This is a genomic window from Zoogloea sp., from assembly GCF_030157465.1.
Taxonomy (GTDB): domain Bacteria; phylum Pseudomonadota; class Gammaproteobacteria; order Burkholderiales; family Rhodocyclaceae; genus Zoogloea.
The window spans coordinates 44,781-57,378 of sequence record NZ_JAOAUU010000022.1 but is presented as its reverse complement, the minus strand read 5'-3'; the positions used below and the strand labels follow the sequence as shown (position 1 = coordinate 57,378).

Here is a 12,598-nt window from a genome sequence, read left to right as displayed (position 1 = left end):
TCTCAGCGAAGGGCGTTTCTGGATTGCGCCGCGGATTGCACGCCGTTGCGGCCAGCCTTGACCTGCTCCTCGTACAACGACAGATAGGCCCGGACCATGGCATCGAGGCTGAACTGGGCCTGTACCCGCTCACAGCCTGCCTCTCCCATCCCGGCCGCCTTTTCGGGGTCGGCGAAAAGCTCGGCGATGGCCTCAGCCAACCTGACCACGTCGGCCGGCGGCACGAGCCGGCCGGTTTGCCCATCCACCACCAGTTCGGCAGAACCGCCGACATCCGTGGCGATGATGGGCAGGCGGGTGGCCATGGCCTCCAGCAGGGTATTCGAGATGCCTTCCGACAGGGACGGCAGAAGGAAAACATTCATGCCGCGCATCATCGACGGCACATCGGCACGCTCGCCAGCCAGCCAGACGTGGCCGTCGAGCTGCTCGGCACGGATCAGATCCTGCAGCATGCCCTGCAGGGGGCCGCCACCCACGATCATCAGGCGCGCCCGCCGCGCGGCTTCCGCGTTACCACGAACGAAAACACCGAAAGCGCGGATCAACGAGGCATGGTCCTTGACGGCCTGCAGCCGCCCCACCGCACCAAACACCGTCAGTGCCGGATCGTTGAAGGGCGAACCGGGAATTTCCTGACGCACCGGCGCCGGCACGAAACGGCTGGCATCCACGCCGTTACAGATACGTCGAACACGGCCGGCAGCAATACCGACCTTGTCGTGCAGATAGGATTCGATCTTGCGCGACAGCGCCACGTAGCGGCTGACGAAAGGTGAATAGAGCTTGCGCACGAGGCGGTACTTGCGGCTCGTGCCTTCGTGGTCAAAGCTGTCCCAGCCATGTTCGCCATGGATACGGACGGGCACGCCCGCAAGCCAGGCCGGAACGACCATCTCCAGCGCTGCAAGATTGCGCGTGTGAACGATGGCCGGCTGCTTCTCGCGAAACAGGCGGAACAGCGCCGGATAGAGCTTGAGAACGTGGCCGGCACCCTTGTGCAACGAGATGAATTCCACGTCGTGCCGCTGGATGCGTTCGGAAAAAGCCGGCACGCACTGAGTAAGGGCAACGATCATGTGACGGAAGCGGTCGGCCGGCATCCGGTTGATCAGGTTGACGATCCCGTTCTCCAGCCCACCGACATCGAAGCTGTACACAACATGAATCACCAGGGGACGGGGATCGTTCATTACTCTTGAATTACCAGCTACGTATCGTTTGAAACATTTGGATGGTGCGGCGCATCAAGCAGGTTTTCGAGGGTAGCCAGGTGCGCGGCCCAACTGTAGCGATTCAGCACGCACTGGCGCGCCGCCTGGCCCATTGTGGGGCGCAATGATACATTGGCCAACAACCCGAAGATACGCGAAACGAATTCATCCCCACTGTGGGCGATCTCACAGTCACGCCCTGAGACCGCCTCCAATCCGGTGGCCGGCGCCGAAGAAATCACGACCGGACGTGCCATCGCCATCGCTTCCAGCACCTTATTCTGGATGCCGCGGGCGATGCGGAGCGGCGCAACAATCACGTCGGCGTGGGCCAGATAGGGGCGCACATCCGGCACCGTACCGGTCACCGTGACACCCTCCCCTGCCAGCGCCTGGACGGCCGGCGCCGGATTCATGCCTACAATCCAGAAGCGCGCGTCAGGATATTTTGCCCGGACCTTGGGCAACAATTCGCTGGCAAACCAGACCACCGCATCGATGTTCGGCCAGTAGTCCATCGCCCCGGTAAACAGCAGCACCGGGCCGCCGTCCGGGTAGGGATTGGCGAAATCGTGCTCGGGGGAAAAAAAATCGGAATCCACGCCGTTCTGCATGGTGCCGACCCGCGCCATCACTTCTGGCGCAGCGGCCTTGAAGAGCCCCGCCTCGGCATCGGTGACGAACAGGCTGGCATCGCTTCTGGCGGCCGCGGCCCGTTCGAAAGCCAGCAAGGTGCGACCTTCACGGCGATAAAGCCAGGACATCGGCCAGCGGTGATCCCCGGCGTATTGAGTCCATTTGGCAGAATCAAGATCGCAGAAATCAACGATGCGCCGCCTGAGGCCAGGCGCGTCCACGTACTGGGCCATCGGGCCAGAAAAGGCGACGGCCTGGGTGATGCCCTCGCGCGCCACCACCTGCCCGACCCATTCGGCCAGCGCGGCGCTCCGATAATACGGCACGCTCAACGCCTCGCCGGTAAGCAGCCCGCGCAGGCTGGCGATGCGCGAAGTACGCGGATCGAGCCGGATCACCTTGGTTTCTTCGCACCACTCGGCCAGTGTGTCGATGTACTGGACGTCGTCCGGATGGTCGACGAAGGTGCCGAGGAAAATCCGGTGCCGCCGGGCCAACTGGCGCAGGATATTGAAGGAGCGCACCTTGTCGCCCTTGTTTGGCGGATAGGGAATGCGATGAACCAGGTAAAGGAGCGGAGTGCGATCGTCAGCCACCGGCACTTACCCGAGGTTGCGCACGATATGCGGCCCGATCGTGTTGGCAACAGCGAGGGGCAAACGCCGCCACATGGCAATGAAGGCACGATACTTCGGGTTCATCGGATTGTTCTGGGGCACGGCGTCACGCTTGTAGAGCCGGTATTCATACGAAAGCGGAACCGGCTCGAAACCCCAGTTTTTCTTGAAGTTGTAGGGCCCGGTGCCAATCTTGCTGCGGCCATAATCAAAAATCTTGTAGCCACGGGCACAGGCCTGGCGCATCAATTCCCAGTATTTGAAATCGTTGGCCGCCAGATCCCTCGCGGCCAGATCATCACCGGCGTAATAAGGCAGCACCTCATCCCGGAAATAAAAGGTCAGCACGGTGGAAAGGGGCTTGCCCTCGGGCGTCGAAACGGTCATCACCTCGCAATCCTGCCCGAAAACCGCCTTCAAGGTTTCAAAGAAACGTTTCGGCAGCGCCGGCGTGCCATGGCGCAGGACGTTATCGGAGTACAGCGCAAAGAAACGATCGACATTCGGGTCGACCTGGCTGACGAGTCCATTCTTGATTCCCTTGCGCACCATCGCCCGCTGCTTGCGGGGAATCGCCGCCATGTTGGCGTCTTCGTCCGGGAGGATTTCCTTGCGGAAGGTGACGTAGAGCTCCTGGCTCGGCCAGTCGGCATGCCGCTGCTTGAGGTTACGGTATTCAAGATGCTGAACGCCGGCCTTGCGGGCCACAGCCTCTGCAGCCGCCTCGAGCGCGGCAACCGCCTCGCTGTCGCAACCGGCCACGCCGCCATACACGGCAAAGGGCAGCGAAGTCATCGCATGCCCGAACAGGCGGCTCTTGACCTCGGCCAAAGGCAGCACGGCAACGATCTGCCCGTCCCGCTCGGCGAGCAGGTAATGAGTACGGTGACGAAACACCGACTCCATGATGTCCTTCCATTCAATTCTGTGAAAGAAAGTTGCGTCTGGACAGGCAAAGACAAATTCGTTCCAGCGCGCAGAATCCCCCGCCACGCACGGACGTACATTCACAACAGACACCATTCTGGAATCCCTAGACTGACGTGTTTAGTGCGGGGAGATAGACTTCGTCCATTCGCCCCCAGGAAAAATCCTGCAAAAGGCGACCGATCCGGGCCTCGGTGCGCTTCAAATTGACGTAATGACGGAAACGGGTCTTGGCACTCGCTTCTTTCACCACCGGCTGATCGGGGTCAATTTCCCAGGGATGAAAATAGAAAATGGCCGGACGCCGATCTTCTTCATTAACCTTGCGAATTCCCCACGCCGATACCGGGTAGGGAAGAAGCCGGAAATAGCCGCCGCCACCGACCGGCCAATTCCTGCCGAAGCGGCGCACGGTGGTGATCGGAATCTCCACCAACCCCTTGCCGACCGGGTACGGAAAGCGTGGAGCATCGGGCACCCCATAGTGGTCGTGCTTGACCGGGTAGACACTCGAACTGTAGGCGTAGCCGGCAGCTTCAATGCAGCCGTGAGCCCACGGATTGGAGAGGCCGACCGAAAAACTCGGCGCCCTGTAGCCCCTTACTTCGCAGTCGGTAATATCTTCGAGAACCGCCTTTGCCAACTGGATGTCGGCGAGAAACGCCTCCGGACTCTGGTCGCTCGCCCGCTGATGCCCGTATCCGTGGCTGGCAATTTCGTGACCTTCCACTGCAATCAGGCGAATCAGCTTGGGAAAGCGCTCTGCAATCCAGCCCAGCGTAAAAAACGTACCCTTGGCTCCGTGAAGGTGCATCAATTCGAGAATGCGATTGACGTTGCGCTCGACCCGGCACGGCGTGTCGTTCCAGCACTCTTTGGGAAAATGCGGCGCCAGTGCCGACACCTGAAAATAGTCTTCAACGTCGATGGTCAACGCATTGACGATAATGCCGGATTTACCTTTATTGGACGTCATTTTGTGGGTGCTCCACCCTCTTTCGGCGCGTCACGCTCTGCCTGCGCCGCATTGAGCAACTGGCCGAGGGCATTGAGCGTCGAGGAAAGGGTTCGCTCGACAAGCGCCAGGCGCTCATCGAAACGCGCCATATCGAAGGCCGGCCCCGCGGCAGCCAGCGCCCGCACCGCCTCTGTATCACCCAGCAGGCGCTGCAGATCAACAACCGGTGATGCCACACCTGCGCCTGCACTCACGGCCTGTGCGGCAACCGGTGTCGGCGTAACCTGCTCCTCGCGCATTTCGGAAACGATCTGACCAACGAGATCCGCATTGACGCGACGCAGCTCACCCAGAAAGGCGGCGAGCATGATCCGGTCGCACACAGCATTGATTCGCCGCGGGATGCCCTGGCTGACGGTAAAAATTTCGCGCATGGCCTCCGGATCGAAGCTCGGGTTGCCTTTCCAGCCCACACAGGCCAGACGATGCTCGATATAGGCATGCGTTTCCTGTGCATCCAGCGGACCGAGGTGATAGGACGCAATGACACGCTGGCGCAACTGCACCATTTCCGGACTCTGCATGATCGACCGGAATTCAGGCTGGCCGACCAGGAAACTTTGCAGCAGGGCGTGGTCTTCCAGCTGGAAATTGGAGAGCATGCGAAGCTCTTCAACCGCCTTCTGCGTGAGGTTCTGCGCCTCGTCGACGATCAGCAACGCACGCTTTCCGGCCGCCGTCGTGGCAACCAGAAAAGCCTCGATGGCCAGCAAAAGATCACTCTTGGCGAGGTGCTTGCTTGGAATACCGAAGGCGGCAGCCACCAGACGAAGAATGTCATCGGCGTCGATCTGGGTGCTGACAAGATTGGCTGCAACGATCTTCTGCGAGTCCAGCTTTTCAAGCAGACTGCGCACGAGCAATGTCTTGCCTGCGCCTATCTCGCCGGTAATGACAATAAAGCCCTCGTTCTGATGCAGACCGTATTCGAGATAAGCCATCGCGCGGCGATGCCCGCGACTACCGTAGAAAAAAGAGGGGTCCGGATTCAGCTGAAAAGGCTTGCCCCGGAGACCGAAATAGGCTTCGTACATTAAGTGCTCAGAATTGGATTGCGACAGCGCCAATCAAGGCGTTCTCGGAGTAGCTGGAGGAGCCCGAGCCCTTGTTGCTGCGAATATTGAGCGAGCCGCTCATCTTTGATGAAAAGCGCGTCGAAAGACCCGCGGTGATGATATTGGACCGGCTTGCTGCAAGCGAACGGTCGGTGGACTGGCTCAGGATGCTTGAATACGCAGCATTGGCAGATGTCAGCGGCGACAAGGCATGGCTGACCATCAAGGTACCGCCAGTCGTGGTTGCATTCTGGCCGGCAGCCGCATTACCGGTCACAGCAAGCCTTTCGGTCAGCGTCTCGTGCTCGGAAGTGAAAGCGATCAATGAAACCGTATTGCGAACCCCGCTGAACGTCACCCCCAGCTGGAAACGACGATCGAGAAAAAATCCGTTCGCCAGAACGGACTGGGCTCCGACAATGACACCACCCTGGCCCGCAGCATTGGTATCTATCAGTTGCCGGACAACGGCAGAACGCTCATTGATATCGGGGTATTTTACGGAATACTGCAACATCAGCAGATCGTAAAGGCTCACGGCGCCCAGCATCGTCTGGCTTGTGGAACTGACGTTCTTCGTAAAACTGCCGGTAAAAGCCGCACGGCCGGTCTGGTGCGTGGCATTCAGCATGTAGCCCGTACCAAAAAAACGGTCCTCGACCGTTCCGGACACGGTGGTTCTGGGCGTCGGCCGCCAGTCGGCACCGACACCGTAAATCGTTGTGCTGCGCTTGTTCGAACCGCCAAAATTGTTCGACTCAGCCCCGCCGATCAATCTCAGGGTGAATTGGGGATCAAGATTCACAAATCCGGTCAGGCGGCCCGACCGCTGACTAACGGTTCCCCGATCCGTAACGTCAGAGCGACTATCCCGGATATTCAAGCCCCATCCCAGAAGCGCTGAAGCACGAGAATCCGAGGCGTTCAGTGTCCAGGTGTCTGATTGTGTCTTTGAAAGCACCGAACTGTCGGACTCCGTCTGCATCAACGCGTAACGAAGTTCAACCGATCCGGTCGATCCGAGGCGGCCACGCAGGTAAGGACTGACGCTGAAAGTCCGAACTTCGGCCTGATTGCTCGTACCGGTAACCGTATCCGCGCCACGCGGGCCAAATGCGGATGCTGACTGGCGGGAAATCGAGCCGAACACGTCCACGTAGGCGTAATTATCGACAAGATTCACTTTTCCCGATCCGCCAAGCATCAAATGATTGGATTGCGGAGCAGAATCATTGGCATAGAAAGCCGAATTAACGCCAACACTGAGATTCCCGTTCACCCGGCTACCGTTGGCAATCAGCCGGACGGAGGGGCTGATCTGCGTGATCCAGTCCGTTTTTCCCGTCCCGCTTTGCCCCAGACCAGCGTTATCTGTAACCGTTTCGCTGACTCTCAGCGAGGATTCCAGCTTGACCGTCTGTTGTTGGGCAAAGGCCGGGCCGGCAACCAGACCGAGAGAGGCGCACAGGACGGCCAGATGGCGCGGGCGAAACCGCCGGGAAACGCACGACGCACGAATCTTCACGCATTCTCCTTCGGGGCATGTCCGTATCCATAGCCGTATCCGTAGCCATAACCGTAGCCATAAGACCCGGCTCCGGAATGGTGGGCCTTGTTCAGCAGCATGAGCTTGACAGGGCAGCTTTCGATTGTTGCTATCGCCTGCTTCAAGGCGGCCTGGGCCGTCTTGTTCGACTCGACGACCATCACGATCTGGCCCATGTGCGTTGCCAGTACGCGGGATTCGGTTGTGACCAGCAGCGGCGGGGAATCGAACACGATGATCCGGTCCGAATAGCGCTCGGCGAGCTCTTCGAGAAGGTTGTTCATCGCATCGCTGGCGAGGAGCTCGGTGGCCCGCGGATGTGGCGTACCTGCCGGAAGAAGGCTCAGCTTTTCGATGTTGGTCTTCAGCAGCACATCGCCGATCTGGGTGCCGGGCGTGGTCAGCACATCCATCAGACCCTTCTTGGGCGGCAAGCCGAGAAGGTTCAGCACGGACGGGCGAGATACGTCAGCATCGATCAGCAATACGGTGTGATCGAGCTCCATCGCCATGCTGATCGCCAGATTGATCGAACTGAAGCTCTTGCCCTCACCGGGCAAGGAGCTCGTGATCATGATCAGGTTGGCATTGTTGATCGCAGAGGCGCCCTTCCCCTGGATGTTGCGAAGCAGCGGGCGCTTGATGATCCGGAACTCATCGCCAATCAGCGAGCGTGGCGCGTTGGGCGTCACGATGCCGATTGACTGAAGACGCTCGAGATCGATTTCCACGTGCCGGGCAACGGGAACCGGGGCCCCGTCCGGCCTGGGGGTAATGGCTGCAGCCGGCCTGGAAGGAGCCACGGCTTCAGGCTCTGCAACAACAGACTTGGCAGCAAAGGCAGAGGCAGGAGGCGTCACGGCCGCTGCAGGCGCGGGCGAGCCCGCGGTTTGATCTGCCACGGTGTCGCTTTGAACCTGCGGCGCAGCACTGGCTTTCTGAAGTTGCTCGAGCCGTTCGACAGCTTTTTCAATAATGCTCATGTTCGCCCCTTACCCCATTCTGGCCAGCAGCAGCCAGACCGTCATTGCGCCAAACAACCCCACCAATGCGCCCACGCCCCCCAGGAAAACAATCTTTCCTCGACGCTGACTGCGCATCCGATCCGGGTCGGCAATCATGCTGACCGAGCCGAGAACCGCCAGCCCTGTCACTTCGCGAAGCACCTGGATATCCGTGAAGACAGGCCGGATCTGGCTGATCAGGAACGAAACGACAAAACCGGCGAGCAAGGCCCCGAGACCCGCTGCAGGCATCAGCAGGAGGCGATTCGGTGCGGAAGGCTTGTTCGGCACGGTCGGCGGGTCGATGAGGCGGAAATCGGCAACACCCGACGTTGCCCCCATCTCGACCGCCATGGTGGCGGACTCGCGCCGGGAGACAAGCGCATCGTAGTTCTTCTTGTTTACGTCGTAGTCACGGTTGAGCTGGGTGAACTCGGTTTCAAGCTGCGGCAGTGTTCTGGACGCTGCGTTGAGCTGCTGGAGCCGGCCTTCATATTCCGCAACCCGCACACGCAGCGAAGCCACGTTGGCTTCGGCCTCGGAGAGTGACAGCCGCATCTGCTGGAAAACCGGGTTGACGCTGGAGCCTCCACTCGTGCTTACGCCACCGGCAGCACCCGCTGCAGCCGAGGCCTTGCGGCGGGCCTGCAACTCCTGGGATTTCTGGGCTTCCAGCTCTTCGATGAGTTTGCGTGCGCCAACGACGTCCGGGTGCCGGTCGGTATATTTCTGGAGCAATCCATCAAGGGACTTCTTCACCGATTCGATACGGCCGTCGAGTTCAGGCAGGGGTACAGCCGCCAGCGAAGCACCGGACATTTTCTCTGGCAAGACTATCGAGTCTTCACCGGAGAGCTGCCTTTTCAGGACATCCCGCGAATTTTCAGCCTCACGCAAGGCAAGCCTTGCCTGATTGAGTTGCTCGTTGACTTCGGCCATCTTCCGGAAATAATCCTGACCGCCTGCGCCAATCGTGTTCATGTTGCGCAGCTTGTATTCCTTCAGGCGGTTTTCGGCATCGACGAGCTTTTGTTCGTAAGCCTTGATCTGCTCCTCGATAAACCGCCGTGCGGAATCGGAATCCTTGCGCTTGTCGCCCAGGCCTGATTCGACGAAGATCGAAACCATCGACTGCACGACGCGCTTGGCGCGCTCGGGGTCGGTATCGGTGTAAGCCAGCGTGTAGAGGTTATCGCGTCCAGCTTCGCGAATTTGCAAAGACTTGGTAACGCTCGATATCAGAACCTCCCGCTCCTCCTTGGTCTTGGCCGAGATATCCAGATCGGCCATCCGGATCAGCTTTTCCACGTTAGGGCGGCTGATCAACGTACGGCTGAGAATATTGATCTGCTGATCCACGTTGGGCTGAACTGCCAGGCCCGACATCAGCGGCTTGAGGATCGACTGGGTATCCACATAGACACGTGCCGACGACTCGTAGCGATCAGGCTGCAGGTAGACGACCGCAGAGAAGATCGGCCCCACGATCCATGCAGCCGCCAAGCCCCACCAGCGATAAAGCCACATGCCTCGGAGGATGACCGACAGCTGTCTTAGTATTTCTTCCATTGGGAGATTCCGAAAACCCCCGGGCTGCGCCGGGGGGCAAGATCAAGGATTGGTCAGAACCAGCTCTGGGGAATGATGAGAACATCACCCGGTTTCATTTCGACGTTGGCCGAAACGTCACCGCGCTTCACCAGATCCTTCAAACGAACCGTGTACTGCTTGTTGCCTTCGGAAGTCCGCAGCAGGGTTGCGCGGTTTCCATCTGCAAAATCGGTGATACCCCCGACTGCGATCATGACGTCCAGTACAGACATCTTCTGGCGATACGAGAGACTCTGGGGCCGGGCAGCCTCGCCCAACACACGAATCTGCTGCGAGTAAGGGCCCACAAAACCGGAAACGATGACCGTGACAACCGGATCCCGGATGTACTTGCCAAGCGCCTGCTCGAGTTCGCGCGCCAGCGTGGTGCTATCCCGACCCGTTACGGGGATATCCTCGACAAGCGACGTGGTGACCTTGCCATCGGGCCTGACCGTTACCGACGTGGACAACTCGGGGTTGCGCCACACAACGATATTCAAGCTGTCGCCCGGCCCGATCAGGTAGTTGTAATCCGGGCTATCGGCATTCACCGGAGCGGGCGGATAGGTCGTGGCACAACCCGCCAGGCCGATAGCGGCGCAAACCAGCAGACCCTCTGTCAAAAAACGTTTCATAAGGTACTTCCCCTGGATACGGCCGAAATTCAGCCTTTGAATGATAGTGGGCGGATATTACGGCAGCCTGTGCACACGCCCGGAGAAAAACGTCACGACGCCCCAAAAAGGGTACATGACTCCGCCATCAGGACAACAGGATATTCTTGCTCAATTCAACCCGGACGACATAACGCCGAATCCGGACGCCACGCCTAGAAGCTCCAGCGGGCTTCGGTATAGACACGATCCCGATCGGCATAGCGGCCAAACAGGCCCGTTGAACTGCCACCAAAGGCATCGACGCCGAAAACGACCCTCGTGCTTTTGTTCGCAGCCCAGATCAGTTTGGGACGGAACATGTAGTCGTTGCGGTTAAGCATCGAGACGTAAAGCGCCTCGGCTTCCCAGGCCTTGGCAAGCCGGGTTCCAACCAGAACACTCGCCCCGCCCTCGGTCCGCTCGAAACCTGTTGCCGGGTTGTAATCAAGCATCCTCCGGGCGAAATACTGCAGATTCACCCGACCATCGTTGAAAGCCGGAATATCCACGCCAGCCACATAATCGATGGTGTCCTGATCAACCAGACCGGGCGGTGCAACAGGATTTGCGGCACTGAACTTTCTCCCGCGAGAATGCACCGCTTCGCCCTTCAGAACAAAATCACCAAAATCCTTGGCGAGCGTGCCGCCCACCTGAGTGATCCGTTCATGACGGGGCTGGAACTCCGGCTGCAGGGGCGTTCCCCCGGTCAGGTAGAAAGTCTGGGCGACATCGAGGCTTCGATAATAGAAGGCCGACAGATCCCACCCTCCCACCAGCCGGGACACGCGACCACCCCAGTTGCTGTTTTCTGGAGAGTTGTCCGGCTTGACCTCGCCGAGAACCTTGGCATTTCTGGGAAGTGGGTAGAACTCCGCACCCGGCTTGCCGATCCGGTCGTAGCTCGGCACCGGAATCCACACCAGCTCGGCGTGGGTTTCGCCGAAATAGTATTCGGCCCGGGCCGCCCATTGAGGAATACGGAGCTGCTCGAAGTCCGGCAGGTAGAAGCTGCGCAGGTCGCGGGCCGAAACCACGTCCGCGAAGAACAGTCCGACCATCTCACCCCACACGATGTGCTGACGACCGATCCGGAAATCCACGTCGCCCGCCGAGAAGTCGATGTAGGTTTCGCGGAAGTCGAACTGGTATTGCTGATCGCGACGCACGGCATCGGGATAGAAGCCGGAGTCGATGCCGAATACGGCGTCCGCATCTGCCCGGCCGGAGATCTTCCACTTCAGGCTGTCGTTCCCACCCTTTGCTGACAACTCGGCCCGTGCCCGCGCCATCGACCAGTGATCCTTGCCGGCGTAGGTTCGGGCCATGTCAAACTGGAGGAATCCCCCCCGACTGAAACTCGAGCCCTCTCCCAGATCGAGATCCAGCTCATCGTCGGCAGCGGCAGCGGCGCCACAGCAGGCCATTACCGAGAACGCGACGGCGAAATGGCGAAGCCCCTGATTTACACAGTGCATTACAAACTTTCCCTTCTTGTAACTGGTGCGCCATCGGGGCGCTCAGATTTCAGGTCCATCTTCACCCTCGCTACGATCCTGGACGAATATCCAGGCACCGTTCTGCTTGAGCCCCAGCTTGGTGATCTGCCCGTCCTCCATGCGCACGAGCTGATTGGCGCGACTCATGACGCGCTTGTCGTGCGTGGAAAAAACGAAAGTTGTTCTGTTCTCCTGGTGGATCAGCTGCATCAACTCGAGAATGCTCTCGCCGGTGCGGCGATCCAGGTTGGCCGTCGGCTCGTCGGCAAGCACCACGCGGGAATGGGTCACCAGGGCCCGGGCGATAGCCACCCGCTGACGCTGTCCGCCGGAGAGCTGATTCGGACGGTGGCGGGCATATTTGCCCAGCCCCACCATTTTCATATAGTGGTTGACGCGGTCTCGCCGCTCGTCCCGGCCGAGTTCGGGCATCTGCAACAGCGGGTACTCGACGTTTTCCTCTGCCGACAGGACCGGCAGCAGGTTGAATGTCTGGAAAATGAAGCCGACAGTTCTTGCACGGATATTGGCAAGTTCGTCGGGAGTCTGACCGGAAACATCCTTTCCGTCGATGATGACGCGCCCCTTGCTTGGTGTGTCGATGCACCCCATGATATTGAGCAGCGTGGACTTCCCGCTCCCGGACGATCCTGCGATCGCCATGAAATTGCCTTCTTTCACTTCAAGAATGACGTTTTTCAGTGCCGTGACGTCCTGCTCGCCCAAGCGGTACACCTTGCTGACGTTATCGATCTTGATGATCGTTTTCAACGGCTCGCCTGAAATTGGCTCTGCTGCGTTGTCATCGCGGGGAGTTGGCATGGGCACACCGA

The 12,598-nt window shown here is 59.5% G+C and carries 11 protein-coding genes; all 11 read right to left on the bottom strand.

The genetic code is table 11. The features are described 5' to 3' along the window. Positions 1 to 2 precede the first annotated feature (2 nt). Positions 3 to 1,193, bottom strand: a complete 1,191-nt coding sequence (locus tag Q1W26_RS03300) for a TIGR03088 family PEP-CTERM/XrtA system glycosyltransferase (protein WP_300435821.1) — start codon at positions 1,191 to 1,193, stop codon at positions 3 to 5. Positions 1,194 to 1,210: 17 nt separating this feature from the next. Next, positions 1,211 to 2,446 carry a TIGR03087 family PEP-CTERM/XrtA system glycosyltransferase gene (locus Q1W26_RS03295; RefSeq protein ID WP_300435818.1) on the bottom strand — a complete coding sequence of 412 codons (1,236 nt, stop codon included), beginning with the start codon at positions 2,444 to 2,446 and terminating at the stop codon, positions 1,211 to 1,213. A gap of 6 nt (positions 2,447 to 2,452) precedes the next feature. Further along, on the bottom strand, positions 2,453 to 3,490 hold the full coding sequence (locus tag Q1W26_RS03290) for a FemAB family XrtA/PEP-CTERM system-associated protein (protein WP_300435816.1): 1,038 nt from the start codon (positions 3,488 to 3,490) through the stop codon (positions 2,453 to 2,455). A 10-nt stretch (positions 3,491 to 3,500) separates the two neighbouring features. Continuing rightward, positions 3,501 to 4,370, bottom strand: a complete 870-nt coding sequence (locus Q1W26_RS03285; protein ID WP_300435814.1) for an XrtA system polysaccharide deacetylase — start codon at positions 4,368 to 4,370, stop codon at positions 3,501 to 3,503. Further along, positions 4,367 to 5,446 carry an XrtA/PEP-CTERM system-associated ATPase gene (locus Q1W26_RS03280; RefSeq protein WP_300435810.1) on the bottom strand — a complete coding sequence of 360 codons (1,080 nt, stop codon included), beginning with the start codon at positions 5,444 to 5,446 and terminating at the stop codon, positions 4,367 to 4,369. Before Q1W26_RS03280 ends, Q1W26_RS03285 begins: the two co-directional genes overlap by 4 nt. 7 nt (positions 5,447 to 5,453) lie before the next feature. Beyond that, complete coding sequence (locus Q1W26_RS03275) at positions 5,454 to 6,992, bottom strand: TIGR03016 family PEP-CTERM system-associated outer membrane protein (protein WP_300435808.1); 1,539 nt, start codon at positions 6,990 to 6,992, stop codon at positions 5,454 to 5,456. After that, positions 6,989 to 7,996 carry an XrtA-associated tyrosine autokinase gene (locus Q1W26_RS03270; protein WP_300435806.1) on the bottom strand — a complete coding sequence of 336 codons (1,008 nt, stop codon included), beginning with the start codon at positions 7,994 to 7,996 and terminating at the stop codon, positions 6,989 to 6,991. The genes Q1W26_RS03275 and Q1W26_RS03270 overlap by 4 nt, the downstream gene beginning before the upstream one ends. 9 nt (positions 7,997 to 8,005) lie before the next feature. Further along, entirely contained in the window at positions 8,006 to 9,586 is a 1,581-nt protein-coding gene (locus Q1W26_RS03265; protein WP_300435804.1) for an XrtA system polysaccharide chain length determinant, read from the bottom strand. Between the two features lie 53 nt (positions 9,587 to 9,639). Next, the gene (locus Q1W26_RS03260; RefSeq protein ID WP_300435801.1) at positions 9,640 to 10,245 is read right to left on the bottom strand and encodes an XrtA/PEP-CTERM system exopolysaccharide export protein; all 606 of its coding nucleotides are present in this window, start codon (positions 10,243 to 10,245) and stop codon (positions 9,640 to 9,642) included. 194 nt (positions 10,246 to 10,439) lie between these two features. Then, positions 10,440 to 11,744: a DUF1302 family protein gene (locus Q1W26_RS03255; protein WP_300435798.1), complete on the bottom strand. Its 1,305-nt coding sequence runs from the start codon at positions 11,742 to 11,744 to the stop codon at positions 10,440 to 10,442. 42 nt (positions 11,745 to 11,786) lie between these two features. Continuing rightward, complete coding sequence (locus Q1W26_RS03250) at positions 11,787 to 12,587, bottom strand: ABC transporter ATP-binding protein (protein WP_300435794.1); 801 nt, start codon at positions 12,585 to 12,587, stop codon at positions 11,787 to 11,789. Positions 12,588 to 12,598: the final 11 nt, after the last annotated feature.

Coding starts and splice junctions, on each gene's coding strand:
- Q1W26_RS03290 (WP_300435816.1), bottom strand. CDS start 3,490: ATGGTGTCTGTTGTGAATGTACGTCCGTGCGTGGCGGGGGATTCTGCG.
- Q1W26_RS03270 (WP_300435806.1), bottom strand. CDS start 7,996: ATGAGCATTATTGAAAAAGCTGTCGAACGGCTCGAGCAACTTCAGAAA.
- Q1W26_RS03300 (WP_300435821.1), bottom strand. CDS start 1,193: ATGAACGATCCCCGTCCCCTGGTGATTCATGTTGTGTACAGCTTCGAT.
- Q1W26_RS03280 (WP_300435810.1), bottom strand. CDS start 5,446: ATGTACGAAGCCTATTTCGGTCTCCGGGGCAAGCCTTTTCAGCTGAAT.
- Q1W26_RS03255 (WP_300435798.1), bottom strand. CDS start 11,744: ATGCACTGTGTAAATCAGGGGCTTCGCCATTTCGCCGTCGCGTTCTCG.
- Q1W26_RS03285 (WP_300435814.1), bottom strand. CDS start 4,370: ATGACGTCCAATAAAGGTAAATCCGGCATTATCGTCAATGCGTTGACC.
- Q1W26_RS03260 (WP_300435801.1), bottom strand. CDS start 10,245: ATGAAACGTTTTTTGACAGAGGGTCTGCTGGTTTGCGCCGCTATCGGC.
- Q1W26_RS03265 (WP_300435804.1), bottom strand. CDS start 9,586: ATGGAAGAAATACTAAGACAGCTGTCGGTCATCCTCCGAGGCATGTGG.
- Q1W26_RS03250 (WP_300435794.1), bottom strand. CDS start 12,587: ATGCCAACTCCCCGCGATGACAACGCAGCAGAGCCAATTTCAGGCGAG.